The organism is Sorangium sp. So ce176 (genome assembly GCF_051519835.1).
Classification (GTDB): Bacteria; Myxococcota_A; Polyangia; order Polyangiales; family Polyangiaceae; genus Sorangium; species Sorangium cellulosum_G.
In genome coordinates, this window is the sequence record NZ_CP150371.1 from 8510567 (window position 1) to 8529438 (window position 18872).

13 protein-coding genes, 1 other RNA gene and 2 pseudogenes are annotated in these 18872 nt (G+C 70.2%); 10 read left to right on the plus strand and 6 right to left on the minus strand.

Annotated features, from left to right (window positions below):
- The first annotated feature begins 42 nt into the window (after positions 1-42).
- Positions 43-1605 carry a GDSL-type esterase/lipase family protein gene (locus tag WMF42_RS32075; RefSeq protein ID WP_437686608.1) on the plus strand — a complete coding sequence of 521 codons (1563 nt, stop codon included), beginning with the start codon at positions 43-45 and terminating at the stop codon, positions 1603-1605.
- Between the two features lie 2 nt (positions 1606-1607).
- Here WMF42_RS32075 and WMF42_RS32080 read toward each other — a convergent pair whose 3' ends face one another.
- Positions 1608-3227 (minus strand): NTP/NDP exchange transporter, encoded by a 1620-nt coding sequence (locus tag WMF42_RS32080; RefSeq protein ID WP_437686610.1) that lies wholly within the window; start codon positions 3225-3227, stop codon positions 1608-1610.
- Between the two features lie 237 nt (positions 3228-3464).
- Between WMF42_RS32080 and WMF42_RS32085 the strand changes: the two genes are divergently transcribed.
- Entirely contained in the window at positions 3465-5030 is a 1566-nt protein-coding gene (locus WMF42_RS32085; protein ID WP_437686612.1) for a BamA/TamA family outer membrane protein, read from the plus strand.
- 349 nt (positions 5031-5379) lie between these two features.
- Here WMF42_RS32085 and WMF42_RS32090 read toward each other — a convergent pair whose 3' ends face one another.
- A complete protein-coding gene (locus WMF42_RS32090; RefSeq protein WP_437686614.1) occupies positions 5380-7155 on the minus strand; it encodes a hypothetical protein in 1776 nt (591 codons plus the stop codon).
- A gap of 107 nt (positions 7156-7262) precedes the next feature.
- On the minus strand, positions 7263-8312 hold the full coding sequence (locus WMF42_RS32095; RefSeq protein ID WP_437686616.1) for an esterase/lipase family protein: 1050 nt from the start codon (positions 8310-8312) through the stop codon (positions 7263-7265).
- A gap of 398 nt (positions 8313-8710) precedes the next feature.
- Between WMF42_RS32095 and WMF42_RS32100 the strand changes: the two genes are divergently transcribed.
- Complete coding sequence (locus tag WMF42_RS32100) at positions 8711-9463, plus strand: hypothetical protein (protein ID WP_437686618.1); 753 nt, start codon at positions 8711-8713, stop codon at positions 9461-9463.
- 189 nt (positions 9464-9652) lie between these two features.
- Here the strand turns inward: WMF42_RS32100 and WMF42_RS32105 are convergent, their stop codons facing one another.
- Positions 9653-9943 carry an oxidative damage protection protein gene (locus WMF42_RS32105; RefSeq protein WP_061608416.1) on the minus strand — a complete coding sequence of 97 codons (291 nt, stop codon included), beginning with the start codon at positions 9941-9943 and terminating at the stop codon, positions 9653-9655.
- Between the two features lie 473 nt (positions 9944-10416).
- On the opposite strand from WMF42_RS32105, the gene ssrA reads away from it, so the two are divergent.
- The 4 genes and pseudogenes from ssrA to WMF42_RS32125 all read left to right on the plus strand — a co-directional run bounded on the left by ssrA (position 10417) and on the right by WMF42_RS32125 (position 13400).
- Positions 10417-10761, plus strand: a transfer-messenger RNA (tmRNA) gene (gene ssrA / locus WMF42_RS32110).
- Positions 10762-10851: 90 nt separating this feature from the next.
- Positions 10852-11091: pseudogene (locus WMF42_RS32115) on the plus strand (DUF433 domain-containing protein).
- Between the two features lie 626 nt (positions 11092-11717).
- Positions 11718-12185, plus strand: coding sequence for a hypothetical protein (locus WMF42_RS32120; RefSeq protein ID WP_437686620.1), 468 nt, complete (start codon positions 11718-11720; stop codon positions 12183-12185).
- A 336-nt stretch (positions 12186-12521) separates the two neighbouring features.
- A complete protein-coding gene (locus tag WMF42_RS32125; protein WP_437686622.1) occupies positions 12522-13400 on the plus strand; it encodes a hypothetical protein in 879 nt (292 codons plus the stop codon).
- Positions 13401-13846: 446 nt separating this feature from the next.
- Here the strand turns inward: WMF42_RS32125 and WMF42_RS32130 are convergent, their stop codons facing one another.
- On the minus strand, positions 13847-14128 hold the full coding sequence (locus WMF42_RS32130; RefSeq protein ID WP_061608420.1) for a hypothetical protein: 282 nt from the start codon (positions 14126-14128) through the stop codon (positions 13847-13849).
- 950 nt (positions 14129-15078) lie between these two features.
- Here WMF42_RS32130 and WMF42_RS32135 point away from each other — a divergent pair.
- Positions 15079-15603 carry a GNAT family N-acetyltransferase gene (locus WMF42_RS32135; protein WP_437686624.1) on the plus strand — a complete coding sequence of 175 codons (525 nt, stop codon included), beginning with the start codon at positions 15079-15081 and terminating at the stop codon, positions 15601-15603.
- A 202-nt stretch (positions 15604-15805) separates the two neighbouring features.
- Here the strand turns inward: WMF42_RS32135 and WMF42_RS32140 are convergent.
- Positions 15806-16936 (minus strand): annotated as a pseudogene (locus WMF42_RS32140) (SDR family oxidoreductase).
- Positions 16937-17176: 240 nt separating this feature from the next.
- Here WMF42_RS32140 and WMF42_RS32145 point away from each other — a divergent pair.
- Together WMF42_RS32145 and WMF42_RS32150 are read left to right on the plus strand one after the other, a co-directional pair.
- Positions 17177-17905 carry a zinc-ribbon domain containing protein gene (locus WMF42_RS32145; protein ID WP_437686626.1) on the plus strand — a complete coding sequence of 243 codons (729 nt, stop codon included), beginning with the start codon at positions 17177-17179 and terminating at the stop codon, positions 17903-17905.
- Positions 17893-18702 carry a GNAT family N-acetyltransferase gene (locus tag WMF42_RS32150; RefSeq protein ID WP_437686628.1) on the plus strand — a complete coding sequence of 270 codons (810 nt, stop codon included), beginning with the start codon at positions 17893-17895 and terminating at the stop codon, positions 18700-18702. Before WMF42_RS32145 ends, WMF42_RS32150 begins: the two co-directional genes overlap by 13 nt.
- Positions 18703-18872 lie beyond the last annotated feature (170 nt).

Genomic DNA, 18872 nt, shown 5'->3' on the forward strand with positions numbered 1-18872 from the left:
GTACCGCCGAGCGTTTCTCTCCTCCGTCCTGTCCGCGCGTCGATGACATCCACCCGCAGCACAAGCGCCCCCGAGCCGCCCGCGCACGAGGCAAGCGCCCACGAGGCGCCCGCCTACGGGCCTCCGGCTCACGATCCCTCGGACAACGACGCGCCGGCGACCTCGCCGCCGCGGAACGGGCTCGCCTCGCCCGCGGCCGTGGCGCTGGCGACGCTCGCGCTGCTCGTGCTGGTGCCCTACGCGCACCCAAGCCTGTGGCGGCTGCGGCTGCTCACGCCGCTGCCCGAGGGCAAGGGGCTCGTCGTGGTCCCGGCGCCGGCGCCGACGGCGTCGGTCGGGGAGACGACGCTCGCGATGGAGACGACCGAGCAGGCCGAGCTGCGCCAGCCCGAGGAGGTCGCGCTCCCGGCCGCGGCCGTCGAGCTCATGCCCGCCGCTGTCGCCTCCGAGGGCAAGCCGCCGCGCCCGATCGAGGACCCGAGCGGCAAGGCGATGACGCCGTTCTTCCGCGCGCTCGCCGCGGTGGAGCGCAAGGCGCCGGGGTCGATCGCGCGCGTCACCTACTTCGGCGACTCGATCGTGGCGAGCGACTTCGTGACGGCGACGCTGCGGCGCAAGCTGCAGAAGCGGTTCGGCGACGCGGGCCACGGCTTCATGCTGATGGCCAACGCCTGGCCGGGATATTTCCACAACGACGTGGTCCGCTTCGCCGGCCCCGGCTGGCAGGTGAGCCGCGTGGTGGGCCCGTTCGCCAAGGACGGGCTCTACGGGCTCGGCGGCGTGTCGTTCCGCTCGCAGGGCGCGGGGGTGTTCTCGCGCTTCGCGACAGCGGAGACCGGGACGTACGGGCGCGCTGTGTCGCGCTTCGCCGTCGACTACCTGAAGCACCCCGACGGCGGGCGGATGGAGGTCAAGATCGACGGCGAGAGCCGCGAGATGATCGACACGCGGGCCGACGAGGCCGCCTCGGCGATCGCCACCTACGAGGTCCCCGACGGCCCGCACACGCTCGAGGTGCGCGCGCACGGCCCGGGGGTGCGCGCGTTTGGCGTCTGGATGGAGCGGGACACGCCGGGGGTGGTGCTCGACGCGATCGGCATCCAGGGCTGCCGCATCCGCTTCCTCGACAAGAGCGACGACGCCCATTTCGCCGAGCAGCTCCGCGCGCGGAGCCCGTCGCTGACGGTGTTCCAGTACGGCATGAACGAGAGCGAGGACGGCGAGCTGTTCCCGCTCGATCAGGTCGAGTCGACGATGAAGGCGGTGCTCGACCAGGTGCGGGCGGCGCTGCCCGAGTCGTCGTGCCTGCTCGTCGGCCCGATGGACCGCGCCGACAAGAAGGGCGAGGTCTACCGCAGCCGCCCGGTGATCCCGAAGCTCGCGGCGATCCAGCGCCGGGTGGCCGCGCAGGTCGGCTGCGGCTACTTCGACACGTTCGGCGCGATGGGCGGCTCCGGCTCGATGGGGATCTGGGTGCAGCGCGGGCTCGGCGGCGCGGATCTCGCGCACCCGTCGGGCGCGGGGGCCGAGGTGATCGGCCGCTGGCTGTACCTCGCCCTGATGGAGGCCTACGAGGGCTGGAAGGCGAGCGCGGCCCGGCCCTGAGGCTACGCGGCCTTCGCGGCCTCCGCGGTCCCCTCCTCGTCCGCCGCGCGCCGCCGGTGCTCCCGGGCGATGCCGGCGACGACGGCGAGCCACGCGAGCGCGAGCGCGATGTTGATCATCGCGAAGTGGCGCGTGGAGAGCGCGAGCAGGTGGCCGACGATCACCCCGCCGGCGGCGAGCACGTCGCCCGCGCGGACGACGAAGGTGTCGATGGCCGCCTTGGCGCTGTACTTGGCGTCGCGGCCGACCGGCAGGAAGAGCGCCTGCCGCGCTGTGTTCTGGATCGAGTAATCGGCGCTGTTCTCGGCGATCTTCGCGACGCGCACGACGGCGAGCGCCGGCAGGACGGCGAGGGACGCGTAGCCGAGGAGGGCGATGGTCGGCAGGATGAACAGCGCGAACCGCACGCCGAGGTACTTGAAGATGCGGGAGACCAGGAAGAGCTGGACGAGGACGCCGAGGGTGTTCACCCAGTAGAAGAAATCTCCCTTGAACGTCCCGATGACCGCGCCGAGCGCCTTCTTCTTCCCCTCCTCGGTGTGCGGGTGGACGAGGCCTTTCTCGGCGCCCTCGACGACCTTGCCGCCCGCCTCGACGTCGAACGCGCCGCCCTTGACGGCGGTGATCTTGCCCTCGACCAGGCGCGACGCCTGCGGGTCGACGAGGTAGACAGGCGCGCCCGCCGCGAGCGGGGCGGCCGGATCCGCGCCGGGGGCGGCCGGCTCTGAAGCGCCGGGCGCTCCGTCGCGCGGCGCGTCGCCTGGAGCGAGCGCGCTCGTGGCGGACTCGATCAGGGTGCGATCGAGGATGTACTCGCCGGTCGAGTTCACCCAGTTGAGGACGAGCGTCAGGCCGGCGATGAGCAGGAGATAGCGGTCGCCCGCGATGATCTTGAAGCCGCCCGAGGCGCCGCCGGGCGGCTCGTCGGCCTTGCCCTGGGCGCCGCCGGGGCGCGCGAGGTCGTCGCGGTGGACGAGGTAGGTGAGCCACAGGCAGACGAGCAGCACGCCCGCCGCGACCAGCATCATGTTGTAGGGGCCGATTGGCACGTAGATGCGCTTGGCGATCTGCGCGCCGAGCATGGCGCCGAGCGAGCTGCCGATACCGACGATGGCGAAGAGCCGCTTGCCCTGCTCGGGGTCGTAGACGTCGTTGGCGAACGACCAGAACTGCGCGATCACGGTGAGGTTGAAGCAGCCCACCCACAGATAGAAGGGCACCCCGAGGGGGACGCCGAGGCGCGCGAGGAAGTAGAAGAGGACGAGGTTCCCGGCGAAGAAGAGCGTGAGCGCGGTGGTGAGCTGCATGCGCCCGAAGCGCCTGGCCATGGCGCCATAGGCGCGGACCACGCCGACGAGGAGCAGCGCCTGACCGGCGGCCGCGTAGGCCTTCACCTCGGGGCCGTCGAGGTCGAGCTTCTGGCCGCCGATCTCGAGCCCGCCGCCCGCCAGGATCAGCGGCTCGCGCACCACCTTGAGGAGGTAATAGCCGGTGAGCAGGAGGAAGACGTTGAGCGTGAGGACGAGGACGCTGAACACCTCGCGCGGCTTCACCTCGGCGAAGATCGACAGGAGCCGGTGAAGCCCCCGGGGTTGTGTCTCGCTCTCGCCAGTGCTCGCCACGCGCCGCTCCATCCCGGGAAGACCGCCGATCTGGCGGCACCGGAACAGGACCGATGCCCGAGCGCGGCAGGCTATCGAGCCCGCTCCCGGCCGGCAACCTCCCTCACGGCGCAGGGCTTGTGAAGCGCCGTACAGGGACTCGACACACGCGGGCGACGACAGACAAACGTCGTCCGGGTCGGGAACTCCGCTATGCTGCCGCGCCGCGACGGGTTCGCGCGCGAGAGGCGAGGCGGATTGGGCAGGAGAGAGAAGGGATGGACGCGCGCGCTCGGCACGGTGCGGCGGCGCGCGGCCGCGCTCGCGAGCTGTGCGCTGCTGTCCATGGGCGCCGATGCGCTGGCCATGCCGCAGGCGGGAGGCGCGGCGCCGCAGGCCGGGGCCGCCGCGCCAGAGGCGGGCGCCGCCGATCCGCAGGCGGGGGTCGCCGATCCGCGGGTGCCGGCGCCCGCCGCCGCGCCGCCGCCGGGAACCCAGGGGGCACCGCCGGCGGCTCCCCGCGCGGCGGCGGCGCGGCCTGCTGCGGCCGCGCCGCAGGCGCCGAGCGCGAGGCGGCCCGCGCCGGACTACGATGGTCGCGCGGACGAGGGGACCAGCGCAGGCGACGTGCTGCTCTGGGTGCCGCGCGTCGTGCTCTTCCCCGCCTACCTCGTCAGCGAGTACCTGGTCCGGCGGCCGCTCGGCTACCTCACCGTCGCGGCGGAGCAGGGCAAGTGGATCGAGGAGCTGAAGGACATCTTCACCTTCGGGCCGAACGACAACATCGGCATCGTCCCGACGGCGTTCCTCGAGTTCGACTTTCGCGCGAGCATCGGCGTCTATTTCTTCTACGACGACCTGTTCTTCCCGGGTAACGAGTTCCGCGTCCACGCGGCGACCGGCGGCATCGACTGGCTGAGGCTCACGGTGGCCGACCGCATCCCGCTCGACGAGGGCGCGTACGTGAAGCTCCGCGGCGAGACGGACACCCGGCCTGACTGGCTGTTCGCGGGGATCGGGCCGAGGTCGCGGGGGCGCGACTGGGCCCGCTACCGCGCCCAGAGCTTCCAGGGCAGCGTGACGCTGCACGCCGATCTCGACGCGTTCAGCTTCGTCGAGGCGTACACCGGCGCGAAGGCTGTCGCGTTCGACGACGTCTGCTGCGAGGACCCGACGGTCGGCTGGCGGGTCGCGAACGGCCGCTATCCGCTGCCCCCCTCGTTCGACACGGGCTACACGGCCTACCGGATCGGCGCCCAGGCCGCCCTCGACTCGCGGCGGCCGCGCCCGGCCCGGGCCAACGGCGTCCGGCTGGAGCTGTTCGGCGAGCACGCCGCCGACCTGGAGCGGCCGCTGCAGAGCCGGTGGATCCGCTACGGCGGCTCGCTGGGCGGGTCCGTCGACCTCACCGGGCACGACCGCGTCGTGAGCCTCACGGTCTCCGCGGCCTTCGCCGACCCGCTCGGCGTCGCGGAGGTCCCCTTCACCGAGCTCGCGGCGCTCGGCGGCGGGGCGCCGATGCGGGGTTTCCGCGAGGGGCGCCTCAACGGAAGGAGCGCGGCCGCGGCCACGCTCGAGTACCGCTACCCGATCTGGGCGTTCGTCGACGGCGCGGTGCAGGTCGCCGCGGGCAACGTGTTCAGCGAGCACCTCCGCGACTTCGATCTCGACCTGCTCCGCATGTCGTTCACGTTCGGCCTGCGCACGAGCAGCGCGCGCGACCACTCGTTCGACCTGCTGATCGGCTCGGGGACCGAGACCTTCGAGCAAGGGGCCCGCCTGCAGGAGATGCGCCTCATGGCCGGCGCCAGCCGCGGGTTCTGAGCCGGGGGAGCGCTCGCGGAGGGGGCGCCTGGGGGTGCTGCGGACCGGGGTCCGCTCGGTTCATGAAGAGAGAATGAACCACAGAGGCACAGAGGGCACAGAGGGGAGAAAGAGAGATGAGTTTCTCGGTCTCCGCGTGCTGCGTGCGTTCCCGCGGGGAGAGGAGGGATGGAGCTTCTTTCTCTCTTCCCTTGCACCTTCACGGAGGGAGGAGAGCAGATGAGATGATACAATCTCTCTCTTCCCTCTGTGCCCTCTGTGCCTCTGTGGTTTTTCTTCTCTCTCCCCTCCCCCACCGTCGCGGAGAGACCGCTGCAGACATCGACCGCGAGGCGCGCGGCAAGAGGGCTCACCCGGGCGGGTCGGCCTCGTCGGGGCGCTCGACGCCGACGAGCTTGTAGCCGCGGCGCGGGCCGAGATCATAGAGGTGGGCGCGCAGCGGGCCGGGGGCCTGGCCGTTGAGGACGTCGACGATCGCGTAGCGGGAGGGCGCGTCGTCGGGCGCGCCGCCGTCAGCGGCGATGTGCGGGAGCGAGAGGCACACGCGGCCGTCCGGCGAGGGGCGCACGGCGGGCTGCGCGCGCAGGGAGAGCGACTCGCCGGCGTACATCGCGGCCGCGTAGCGGAGATCCTGCGGGCGCGCGACGCCGGCGCGGCGGGCGAGATCGACGCCGCAGAGCTCCGCCGGTGAGGCGAGGGCGACGTCGGTGACCGGCGACAGGCGCGTGAGGTACCGCGCCATGATCGCGTGCTTCCGGCGGATGAGCTTGTCGACGAGGAACGCTGTGTGCCGCGGCGCGGTGAAGTCGCCGGTCCGCACGGCCGCCTCGATGAGCTCCGGCGTGAAGCGCGCGAGCGTCCGGGCGGCCCAGGCGCCGTCGAGCTCGGTCATGCGCCCGAACGCCGGGTTCGGGTAGCCGCCGCGCCAGCGCTCCGGCCGGAAGTCGCGGTCGCTGAAGAAGCCGAAGATGTCGCCCTGCGGGTCGTGCCTCGCCCGGTCCCACGGCCGCTCGGGGATGCCGAGCGTGAGGAAGTCGAGCAGCACGTACCCGGGGTCGAAGTAGTACGCGTGCCCGAGGCGCTTCGAGATCTCCTCCCACTCCCACTCGCTGCCGAAGCAGTCGCCGAGATCGATGTAGTAGTGGCGCACGTGGCCCGGCGAGGCGTCCTTGTCCTCCTCGTCCTCGGCGAGCCAGACATCCATCGAGTTCTGCTCGCGCGAGTCGAAGTGGTTGAGCCACGCGGCGAGCAGGCGCCCGCCGCGCAGATCGCGCCGGTCCTCGTGCGGGATGACGTCGTTCGGGTCGTCCTTCCGGGTCCCCTCGTACCGGAACGGGCCGAGCGCGCGGCCCGGCAGCCAGCGCGAGGCGACCATGCGCACCCGATCGCCCCGCTTCGCGGCCTTCGCGAGCACGCCGTCGAGCGCCGCCTGGTCGAAGGGCCTGCTGACACCGCTGTTGTCGGTCACCGTAAGCCCGGGCGAGAGCTTCAGGACAGAGGGCTTCAGGTAGACAACCGAGTCGCAGGGCGCCCAGTAGCCGGCCGCGTGGTAGAAGCGCGCCGCGATCGCTGTCGCGCCGGTGGCGCGCTCGGGCTGGTCCGAGGGGTCGGCCTTGAGCATGAACTTGCCGATCCCCTCGACCTTGACCCGGAAGCCAGGGTTCGCGCCGTTCGGCTTGCCCATGTCGATGACCCAGGAGCCGTCGGGGGCGTCGTCGTCCAGCGTCTTGTCGCCGCAGGGCCCGCGCACGAGCTCCTCGGCGGACATCGGCTTCTTCCCGATCCGGTTCGTGAACCAGCTCGAGTCCGGCACCTCGTCGACGCTGTTGACGTTGACCGCCTCCCCGCCCGGATCGACGGCGAAGAACCGCGTCACCGGCCGGAACACGAGGTTGTCGGCGGCGTCCCACGCGAACGAGGACTCGTACTCCTCGGGCGTGCAGAGGCGGTGCTGCGGGTCGTCTCTGGGCGCCTCGGGGTCGGGCCGGCAGGGCAGCGAGACGGGGTTCAGGTCGGCGTCGCGCCAGATCGGGTCGCGCAGGGGGAACCGGCGCACGTCGGCGCTGCAGCCCGCGCTGAGCAGGGCGAGCAGCGGGAGCGAGCCGGTGAGCAGCGCCTTGAGCATCGGCGCGCGATGGTACTTGGACGGGGCGCCGTTCGGGGCGGTTTTCGACGGCGGCGGCCGGCGGGGCTCGACGGCGCCGCGGGGCCGCGGCGGGGGATCCGCGGAGGTCAGAAGCCTTCTTGACGGAGCCGCTCGATCACGGCGCGGTAGAAGTCGATATAGAGCCAGGTGTTCCCCGCCCCCGGGCTCTGGCCGAAGAGCTGGCCGATCTCGTCGAAATGGTCGGCCGGCAGACAGCCCCAGAAGTTCCCCCACCGCGCGTCGCGCGCGCGGACCAGGCCGTCGTTCGCGATCGACTCGCCGAAGCCGCCGTCGAGGATGGTCTCCGTGAGCGAGAGCAGCGGGTGCACCGGGTCGAGGCCCTCGTCGAACTGCGCGACGAACGGCGCCGGGTCGAGCGCCAGGCAATCCCTGCCGCCGATCGCGTGGTCCGTCCGGCCGCCGAAGGAGGCGTAGAACACCCCGGGCGCGTCGGTGTACTCCGCGTTGAACTCCGCGATGCCGGGCGTCGAGAACTGCTCGAGCGACGCGAAGACGCTCGTCTCGTTGCCAATCTGGTCGTAGAGCGGCGCCCCGATGGCATTGAGGAGATCGTCGAGCACGTCCTGCAGGCGCTCGTGGGCGACGAGCTGGAGCGCGATGTCGGCGACCTTCGAGCCGAGGTGAGGCGTCGCGACGGTGACCACCGAAGCGACGAGATCGGGCCGCTCGTGCGCGACGACGCGGGCGTCGAGGCCGCCTTGCGAGTGGGCGATGATGTTGACCTTCTCGTGCCCTGTCTCGGCGAGGATCGCCTCGATCCGCGCGAGGAGCTGGGCGCCGCGGTAGGCCGAGCTGTTGAACGGATCGACGGAGGGGGTGTAGACAGCCTCACCGCCCTCGGCGAGCGTCTGTTTGAGGTTGTAGAAGTAGCTGACGTATCCCGCGCCCGCGAAGTCCTCGAACCCGAAGAAGCCGTGGGCGAGCACGATGGGATACGGCGGGCCGAGCTTCCCCGACGGCCAGCCGCCGCCGACGCCGCCCGGGCCGTCCTCGCCGTCCGGTCCGCCCGTCCAGACGCCCGAGCCCGAGCCGCCCCCGGCGCCCGTGATCACGTCGCCGGTGCCCCACGGATCGAACTGCTCCTCCGCGGCGCCGCAGCCGGCGAGGAGAGACAAGGAGGCGAGTATCGCACACCCTCCGAGGCCAGCGGACACCCGTCTTCGCCTGGAGCGAGCGTCCGTGTGAGACTTGTACTTACGCGAACCGCCAATGCACGAGGATGAGATTGCTGACGAAGAAAGATCCAGCATGACCACCTCCTGCCGGAATCAGCGCAGACTCCGCTGAAGGAAGCCTTGTGTCAAGTGCTGTCGGAAAACTGAACCTGTCTGTCGCATTGGCGCATTGCGTCGCGAACGGGACGCCGGCTTCCTGCAATGCGCCACGCACATTGGACGCCATGCTGGCGCATTGCGTCGCGGCCCTGCGTTGTTTTTCCATGCGGAGGGGCGTGCCGGCTCCGGTAGGTTCATGGGCCATGCGGTCTGTCCAGAGCACTATTGCGCTTGTTGTGATGGGTTTTGTTGTCGCTTGCGGCGGCGCGACGCCTCCTCCGGCGGAGCCGGATCCTGCGGAGGCCGAGGCGGCGGCGCCGGCCGACAAGTCCGGCGGCGAGGCGGCGGAGGACGGGGGCGGCAAGGACGGGAAGAGGGAGGACGGCGCGGCGGCGGAGGCGTCGAAGCAGATCCCGACGACGTGCGAGCAGAAGGACAACGTGTGCTTGCCGCCGGCGGCGTTCGTGAAGCGGCTCTGCAGCGGGTACTATCCGGACGTGGCGCTCACCCTGTTCGCCAAGGGGTCGCCGTTCACGCGCGGGTACCTCACGCGCGACACCGAGGCGTGGAACGCGTCGGGCGGGTCGAGCTCGAACGACAAGCTGCTGTTCGACGAGGAGGTGCTGATCCTCTATCGCCGCGTGGCCGACACGGGGGGCATGGTCGTGAGCGGCGCCGGGGGCGGCTACGACGTGCTGCGGTGGGACGGGACGTGCGCGTCGCTGATGACCGAGGAGGTCCGGCTGCACGTGCCGCCGAAGCCGAAGTTCGCGCCGATCCCGTGGAAGAGCCTCGACCAGAAGACGCGCGAGGCGTTCCAGGCGGACGAGAAGGTGGGGCCGCTCATCGCGGAGCGGAGGAAAGAGTGCAAGGGAGCGACGATGGGGGCCGTCAGCGCGAAGTGCGAGAAGGTCGACAAGCAGATGGGCGCGGCGCTCATCGAGTACGTGCGCAGCGGCGGGGCGCTGCCGGCGCCGGGGGCGCTGCCGTGAGGGCCAGGTGGGGAGGGCGTGCCGTGGCGTGAGGGGTGCGCCGTGACGGCTGTGCCAGGACGGCGATGCCGGGAGGGCTGTGCCGTGACGGCGATGCCGGGAGGGCGTGCGGTGGGGGGCATCGCCGTGACGGCGTGCCGTGGGGGGCATCGCCGTGACGGCATCGCCGTCACGGCTGTGCCGTGACGGCTACTCCTGCTTGTCCTTGGGCGCGACGTAGTCGGGCGGGGGCGCCGCGGCCTCGGTCCCGCCGCTGAAGAAGTACTTGTCGAGCTCGGTCATCCAGATCCGCTGGCCAGCCTCGGAGATGAGGTCGAGGCGGTACTCGTTGATCAACATCTTCGAGTGCTCGAGCCACATCTTCCACGCGTCCTTCGAGACGTTGTCGTAAATCCGCTTGCCCACCTCGCCCTTGAGCGGCGGCTTCTCCAGCCCCTCCGCCTCCCGGCCGAGCTTCACGCACTGGACCATCCTCGCCATGACTTGCGCGTCTCCTTTTCTTTCGCGGGCTTCTTAGCCGAGCCGGAGGGAGCCGTCGAGAGCGGCGGGCAGACGGGCGAGGGCGGCGGGCGCGAGACGCGGGAGGCCCGGGGGAGCACGCCGGGGTTGGGGAGACGGAGCGGAGCGGCGGGCCTGGGGGGCGCGGACGGCGGAGAGCCGGGGGCGAGCGGAGAGTCGGCGGACCCGAGCCGGTCCGCGGAGCAGGCCGGCCGGGAGCCGGGCCTCGCGGAATCCGGGGAGCCCGGAAGCGCGCAGGGCAGGAACGAGCGAAACTGGCGGAGCCGGCAGGAAGCAGGAAGAACGAGCGGAACAGGCCGGACGCGCCCGGCCCCGGAGGCGAACGAGCCGGAGAACCGGACATCGAGGCGTGCCAGCGGCGGAGCGATCTGGCGCGAAGGGGTTGACGGCAGCGCAGTTTCTAGCAATGTTTGGTCCGTCTGAACGAACCACGAGGGGGCGATCGGCTTCGACGTGGGGACTGAAGGTCTGTCTGCGTGCTGGCGGCTCCTGCTCCGCCTATCAAGCGGGACGTTACAAGTGCGAACGACAACGCATACGCTGTCGCGGCCTAAGAACCGCTAAGCCATCTGAGGAGAAGGTCGTCCTAGTACTCCAAGGGTGTCAACCACAGGGCTGGACCGCGTGAGGATGCCCTCGATAACGCGGTCGAGATTCAGTGAGGGATAGGTCGTAGCCGAATCTACGAACGCCGTCGCCGGCGCATGGCGACTACGCACGTGAACGAAGGTAGACTGGATGCCTTGCGGACCCGGGTTCGATTCCCGGCGCCTCCACCAAGAAGACACGGCGAGAGCCGTGTCTTCTGCTTTTGTGTGCCCTGCGTGTGACCTGACAAATTCTAGGGCATCCTTCCCCGTGGTGCCGCGATGAACCTCGACGATCTGCTGGCCCGGATCTCCATCGCCCCGAACGTTTGCTTCGGCCGGGAGTGCATCCGCGGGCACCGGATCTGAGTGTCGCTCGTGCTCGACTTCCTCGCCAGCGGCCTGTCCGTCGAGGATGTGATGGACGAGTACGGGTTCGAGGAGGCCGACGTCCTCACCTGCATCGCCTACGGCGCCGAGATGGCCCGGTTCGCCGACGTCGCGGTGTCGCAGGATGCATGAAGTTCAAGCTGGACGAGAACCTCGGCAGACGAGCGACCGACCTGCTCCGAAAAGCTGGGCACGACGTCGCTCCCGTGCCGGAGCAGGGGCTGTCACCCCGTGGCTCCCCCCTCGAAGCGCCCCGCGCGGGTCCTCCCGCGGGTCCGGGCGGTAGCGGCCGCACCGCACCGAATCCCCGGCGGGATGAGCACCTGCTGCTCGACGTCGGCGCGGTCGCGCGCAGGCGCGCCCAATCTTCGCAAGGAACTGGATCCGAGCATGACGAAGCCGCCCGACGCAACTGATTGCGACGTCGGGCAGACAACGGGACAGCTATCTACTTCGGGAGGCACATGACTCGCACCAAGGTTTTCCTCGGTTACATCGCAGCGGCTCTTGCATCGATTCTTGTATCGGCTTCCTGCGCGCGACCGGAACAGTCGGAGTCCGGAAGTGGCGAACCAGCTGCTCCGTCGCACGCGCCTTCTGTAGCGAAGTCCGCGAACAAGGATCCCGAGAGGTCCTCCAGCGAGGTGGAACCAAGCCCGGAGCCCACGCTTCAGCCAGGAGCCGCGAACGACTTACCTCAACCAACACCTCGCTCCCCTCCGATCCTCGAGGCGGACCCGGATTCGAAGGGCGCGAGAATGGGCAAGCCGCTTTTTTCCTGCGGCTACGTGAATTTTGCCTGGGGTAGTAAGGCTTACGGGCACGTCCTTGATGATCAGGGCCGGATTTGGTTCTACGACCTGGGAAGGACCTGGTCTCCCCAACCCGCCGGGGACGGACTCTATCTGGAGACCGGGCTGAGAGAGCGATTCAAAAATCCCGTCCTCCAGTCGCGCCGCGTGCCTCCTGCGCAGCTGGCCGACATGCGGAAGAAGGCGGAGATCGCTCGAGGCGGTCGAATCGAGAAGAAGCGCGTGAGGCATCATACGGGCAGCGCCGGCTGCGAGGCCTACCTGTGGGAGAGATCCGACGCGTACCGGGAAGTTGAGCTCGGCAGCAGTGGCGACTATGAGCTTCGCAACTCCAGCTCAGAGGCCGGCCATCTCCAAGAGTGGCTACGGGCAGAACTCGGCATGGGCATCCATCCGCAGTCCCGGCGGAAGTAATGGCTCCGAAAGCGTACACGAAGCTGCCCAGCTCACGGCTGCACACCGACGAGCGATTCCGTGGTGCATGCGGCGCCCCTCCGTCGCTCGCGGGTGGCGAACCGCCTCCACGTCGCCCGCCGCGAGCGCGGGCCCAGCCGGGGCTACCCGCCGCGCCGGGTGCGCTCGGCAGCGAGGTTGATGACGCCGGCCGCGTCGTAAGCGGCCGAGGTGTGGCGCCCCGTTCACGCATCGCGTCTCGCGCCGCAATTTGGACGGAAAATCCGCATGGATCGGGGAGGTACGAGCTTTGCTCCCACCGCCGTCATGAGCAACTGCTTTCGTTCGCTGGTTCTCGTGGGGGCTCCATTCATCTTCGTCGCGGGCTGCGGCGGATCGGACGGCGACACGATCGCCGAGCCCACCGCGGCGCCGGCAACCCCGTCGACTCCGGCGGAGGTAGACACCACCTATGAACAGATCGGGCGCGGCTGCGGTGACAACGGCTTCCTCGTTCGCTCGCTGACGCACGTCTCCGCGCTCACCACCAACAACCTCTGGATCGCCCCAGACAACGACGACGCCGGCCTGGCCGCGTCCAAGAACGACAATGGCTGGGGAGCGAGCGTGGGCGTCTACGAGCTCGGGTTCGAGTCGAGCGGGAACAACATGGAGAGCCACTCCGCCGAGCAGGCCGCACGATGCGACGCGGTCAGCGAGATCTTCAACCCCGCCGGGGACGGCGCGCGGCAACGCTTCCTCAACGTCCTCGTCTACGCCGGCGATCACCCGCACGCCGAGTCGATGCCCGCCGAGGGTATACCCGCCGCGGTCGAGGCGCCGGTCCGCCTGAAGGGTTATCTGGACGTGGCCGCGGGCACGCGCGAGGAGATTGAAGACGGCGTCGTGTACCGGGACGCGCAGCACCAGTACCTGCCCATCTACGTTCGCTGCGAGGAGCCCATGAAGATCACCTACGAGGAGCGCCTGTTTTCGCGCGAGGAGGTCGAGGCGCTGAAGATCGACACCCGCATCTGTCGCCCCGTCGCCGAGGACGGCTATGGCTGCCTCTTCGAGCGCCCGCAGCCGATCGAGGGTGCGTGCACGTTCGTGGCGGCCGACGCGAAGTACGTGGCGACGAGCGGCGAGGAGCACAACATATCGCTCGGTGGCCGCATCGAGCGCGGCGAACAACTCAGCTACAAGATCACGGTCGACCGCTTCGCCTTCCGCTGAACGAGGGTCCTCGGTCAGGGAGCGTGACGTCGGAGCGCGTGCACGTGCACCGGGATGCGCTCGAGGGCGCACCGAGCAGCCGCCCGATCGTCCCGTGGGCGATGCGCGCCGCCTCGACGTCGCCCGCCGCGAGCGCCTCCATCATGCCTTCCGCGAGCTGGCGGAGCAGCACCGTCCGCGGGTCTCGTGACCACGCGGATCGCGCCATCGTGATCACCGCGTTCGCGCATCGTGATCGCCCTCGGAGCGAAGCGACGCTGGTCCTTCGGGGGCCTGAGGTTCAGGTCTCCGGATCTCGGTGGTCCGCTTGCCCTTGCGGCGCGAGGGGCTGGAGCATCAACGAGACTGGCCGGCAATAGAGGTCGGTGCTGGCGACGACGCGCTCTTGGACCCCGGCGCTGGCCTCCAGCACGTTGGTCGCCGCGCGGCATCGTTTCGTCGCAGATCTATGTTTCCGGAGGAAGAACCGGCGGATCGAGCGTTCCTCCGCCTGCAAGCTCCACCTTGTCTGCCACCATCCTCTTGATGAATCGCCCTGCGTCCTCAATCGCAGCCGCCCAGTCCACCTGTTTCAGGCGCACACTGTCATCATACTGAAACCCAAGCACGTCAACGGCAATGGACCACGTGAAGCCATCCGGGTCCGGACGCACGTCGCTGATCCGGAGCGTGATGGTTCGAGGCGAGCTCCCGTCGGCGGGCGTAAATGTCGTGGTGAGCTCCAGCATCGATCCTCCTAGCATTTTTGGTCACAGTCCCTGAGGCACGAGGCATACTCGTCGTTACACTTCTTGCGACAGCTTTGAGTGCGGTCATGTTTGGTGCAGTCTTCGTGGCATCGATCATGAATCTTGTCACACTTTTCCTTGCACGCCTCTTTGCAGTCGGGAGTGCACCCTGCCATCGCCTCAGAGGATCCGCTTCCCACCGGTGCGTTTTGCGGCCTTGCCGGCACATACCCGAAGGCCCCATCCCCTCCTGTCGGGGTGATGATGCTACCGTCGGCACCTTCATTTCCCTCGCCGCGGACCAGCACTCTCCCACATCGTAATTGCACGCCGCGAGCCCGAAACACAGAACAACAAATAGCTTATTCATTTCGACCTTACCCAAAACTTCCAAACTGGTCCAGTGGTCACCATCACAACCAGACTTCCGGGAACCACATTACGTCCAAACGGTCTTTGCACACGAGGGCCGGAGCGCCACCAGCAACGTGGATGGTCGAGGCGTGCGTCAGCGAGTCCGGCACCGTCACGATCACCCGCTGGCTCGCTACGCCCGAAACGGTTCGCGCGACGGCTCTCCGCCCCGTTACTGGCGTCGGCTGGGCTCGTTTGCCTCCGTGTGACCTGCGTGTGCCCCGACGCCAGGGCACGGGGCTCCACGAGCGGGATCGAGAGGGTACGAGAGGAACCGAGCGCTCGACCCTCCTGCATCGATCGCCGCTCCGACATCGCGCCCATGTACGCGATGACGCTGCGACCGCGTGCGCCGCCTACGGGGCCGTCACGTGCCTCGGAACGGCCGTCATGTGCCTCGGAACGGCCGTCATTGAAAACTCCGGGGCGGCAAGCGAGCGGCCTCCGGCTGAAACCAGCCGTGGCCGGCGAGATGCCCGGCGCCGGCGATATCGGAGGCACGCCAATCAGGCTACCCTTCCGGCCACCGCCATCCCATGCGCTCGACATTCGTGCGACAAGCCATCGAGGCCGACCTGCCTCGCCTCCCCGAGATCGAACGCGCGGCCAGCGAGGCGTTCCGGGGGACGGACGTCAACTTCGAGGCCCTGACGAGCGTGACCCCGGCCGAGGATTGGCGAGATGCGCTCCGGGCAGGGACGCTCTGGGTGGTCGACGACGGCGCCGGTCGGCCGATCGCGTTCCTGGGCGCCGAGGCGGTCGGCGACGAGCTTCACATCCGCGAGTTCGACGTCGACCTCGACCACCAAGGCCAAGGGCTCGGTCGACGCTTGCTCAGCCACGTGATCGCCTGGGCGCGGACCGCGAAGTTGCAGGCGCTCACCCTCACCACCTTCCGGACCGTCCCCTGGAACGGGCCGTTCTACGCCGCGATGGGCTTCCGAGAGCTGTCACCAGCAGAGACATCCTCCCGGCTCGTGGAGATCTTGAAGAACGAGGCGCGTCACGGCCTCGATCCGGCGCAGCGCTGCGCGATGCGGCTCGAGCTCAGCGCGTCATGACGAGGTGCGACACATGCCGGCGTCACGCGACTGGCGCCCTGCGCTTCCACCAACTCGGCCGCGGCGCCCTGGCCGTCATAGCTCGGCCGCATGGATCGCGCGTGGGTCGGCCAAGCGGATCCCGTGATCGCGAGCGCCGCCGGCTCCGCGATCACGCCCCTCAGGGGAATCGGCAGACCCTTCCTGCGGGGCGCTCGTCGCCTCAGGCGACGGAGGACGCCGGCGCGCGGCTGCGCGCAGCCTCGGGGGCGGCGCCGAAGCGTGTCGCTACCAGGTAGTCGCACCAACGCTCGACGCTCGTCTGGATCGGCGGCATCGCCAGCCCGATCGCGCGGGCGTGGGCGTCGGCCGCGCGGGTGTCATAGGCGTCCTCGGCGAGGAACGACAGGCTCTCTCGCGACACGCCGGTGAGCGCCTCCGGCAGCAAACGTACCAGGCCGACGGGCAGCACCCACCTCGGAGGGCGGCGCTTCAGGTGGGCGGCGATGCCGCGGACCAGCGCGGGCAGCCGCGGCGTCGCCTGATCGAGGACGCAGAGGTCCTGCTCCGCGGTCTCGGGGCGCCCGGGCACGCTCGCCAGGAAGCGCGCCAGGTGGTCGACGGTCACCAGCGGCAGGAAGGTGCGCTCGCTGCCGACAAGGGCCGGCAAGCGGCCCTGCCAGAGCCGCTCGACCGTCTCGCCGAGGCCGGTGAGCTGCGTTGTCTCGCCGGTGCGCGAGTCGCCGATGACGCTGCTCGGATGTACGGCCGTCCAGCGCAGCCCGCGCTCGGCCGCGAAGCGGCGCACGGCGAGGTACGACTCGTGCTTCGACGCCTCGTAGGCGCCGAGCCGGCGGTAGAGCCGGCCCCGCGCGCGCTCGGTCAGCGCGCTCTCCGCGCCCGGCCGGGTGCTCGCGTGCAGCATGCGGTAGCCGCCGAGATAGACGAAGCGCCGCAGGTGGGGCCGCGCGAGCGCCCACCCGGCCGCGTGCAGCGAGCCCTCGACATTGCAGCGCCGCGCCTCCTGCGCGCCGAGCCCGAAGGCGAAGCGCGCCGCCAGGTGATAGACGTCGCGCACCTGCTCGAAGCGGTCCGCCAGGCCGAGCGACGCCTCCTCCACATCGCCCTCGACCACCAGGAGCCGCCGCTAATCGCCGCCGTGCGCGTCGACGAACGCGGCGAGCGCCGCGGCCCGCTGCCGCGCGCGGCGCACAGGCGCCACCACGGCCTTCGTCCGGGTCAGCTCGGCCAGCAGCCAGCGCCCGATGAACCCCGTACCCCCCGTCACCAGGACCTCGACGTCGCTCACGTTCATAGGCCGCCCAGCATGCGTCGCTCGACCCATGACGAACATGGGATGTATCTCATACAAGACATGAGCGAAATCGATGCCCGGCGATCAAGCGCCGCCTCGACCTCGAGTCCTACGTCTCGCTCGGCCACGTCCTCGTCAGCGTGGAGGGCCGCCGCGACGGCGCCGTCGACAGCGCCCTGGCCCGCCTCGCTCGCGCTGGAGCCCTGAGCTTGCTATCTGTACCGGATGGCCAGACGCCGGGCGCGCCGCGATCCATCGCCCCTCTCCCCCGAGGCGAGGGTGCAGGTGTGGAGCTCCGAATTCGGAGCGCTGCGCCTGATCGAGCGCACGGTGACGACGCCCGAGGGACGCAGCTTCTCGCTCTGGGACCTGCACCCCGACGACGCGCGCAAGCTCCCTCCCGGCGCCGTGCGCGCCGACATCTCGCGCCAGGTGTTCGGCCTCGGCGGCCCGGTGCTGTTCTATGTCGATCGCCAGCGGCGCTGTCGCACCTGCGGTGAAGACTTCGTGTTCCGCGCGACCGAGCAACGGTACTGGTACGAGACGCTGCGCTTCATGATCGACGCTGACGCGGTCCACTGCGCTCGCTGCCGGCGTCGGATCCGGCAGGGCAAAGCGCGCGCTGCGCATCACGCCGAAGCGGTGGCGGCCGCGCACGCCCACCCCGACGATGCCAGCGCCCAGCTCGCCCTTGCCGCTTCGACAAGCGCGCTCCGCGAGCACGCTGGCGGCGGCGACGTCGACGCCGGCATCGCCGCCGCCCGGCGCGCGCTGCGGCTGAAGCCGTCGCTCGTGGAGGCGCTCTATCACGAAGGGAGACTGCAGGCCCATGCAGGGCGGCCGGCGAAGACGCGGGAGGCGCTCGAAGCGTTCCTGAAGCGCGCCGAGGGCCTCTCCCGACGCGAGGTGAAAACGCTCGTGCGCGCGGCGCAGCAGTGGCTGGAGCGAGCTGATGTCGACGACGCCGCGTCCAGCCCGAAGAGCCACTGCCCACCATGTCCACCGTGAGCGCCACCGAGATCCTCGCGCGCTTCGACGCCCAGATGCGTCGGGACCTCTCGCCGCCCAGCCCGACGTGGCGCGTCGAACGCACCTGTCGCGTGGTGAGGTGGGTGTCGCCTCCGGAGCTGCCATGGGGCTGCGGCGTGCCGTGGAGCGATCTGGACGAGGACACGGCGGACAGCGGCATCGCCGAGCAGGTGTCGTACTTCGCCGGGCTGGCGCGCCGCTTCGAGTGGAAGACCTATGGCCACGACCGCCCCGCGGACCTCGGGGCGAGGCTGCGCGCCGCCGGGCTCGAGGCAGGGGCCGAGGAGGCGCTCGTCATCGGGGCCGTCGATGACGTCGCCGCCCTGGCCGCCGGCGCTGTGCCTCCCCCGGAGATCACGTTGCGCTGTCTGGACAGCGGCGAGCCGCTCGACCGGATCGCCGACATGCAGTCCGCTGTCTGGGGCGGAGACTGGGCTTGGCTCATCGCCGAGCTGCGGCAGGAGCAACAAGCCGATCCAACGGCGCTATCCATCCACGTCGCGGAGGCGGACGACAAGATCGTCTGCGCCGGGTGGGTGCGCTTCCATCGGGACACCCAGTTCGCGAGCTTGTGGGGTGGCAGCACGCTGCGGGAGTGGCGCGGACGCGGGATCTACAGCAGCCTCGTCGCGCGGCGCGCCGGGCAGGCCCGAGAGCGCGGGCTGCAGTACCTGCAGGTGGACGCCTCGCCGGAGAGCCGTCCGATCCTGGAACGGCTGGGACTGCACGTGGTCTCCACCACCACGCCGTACGTGTGGAGCCCGCCGCAATCGTGAAGAGCGGCGCCTGAACCGCGCTTGCTTCGGCTGGTGGCTCGTTCCCCGCCGCTCCGCGCGGTCCGCACCTCTCCGAAGCGCGCCTACCGCCCGGCGAACAGAGGACCCGAGCACCGGAGGAGGCATCCAGGCCGTTCCCGCCAGGCCGCGGCGGGAGCGCCGCCCGGCAG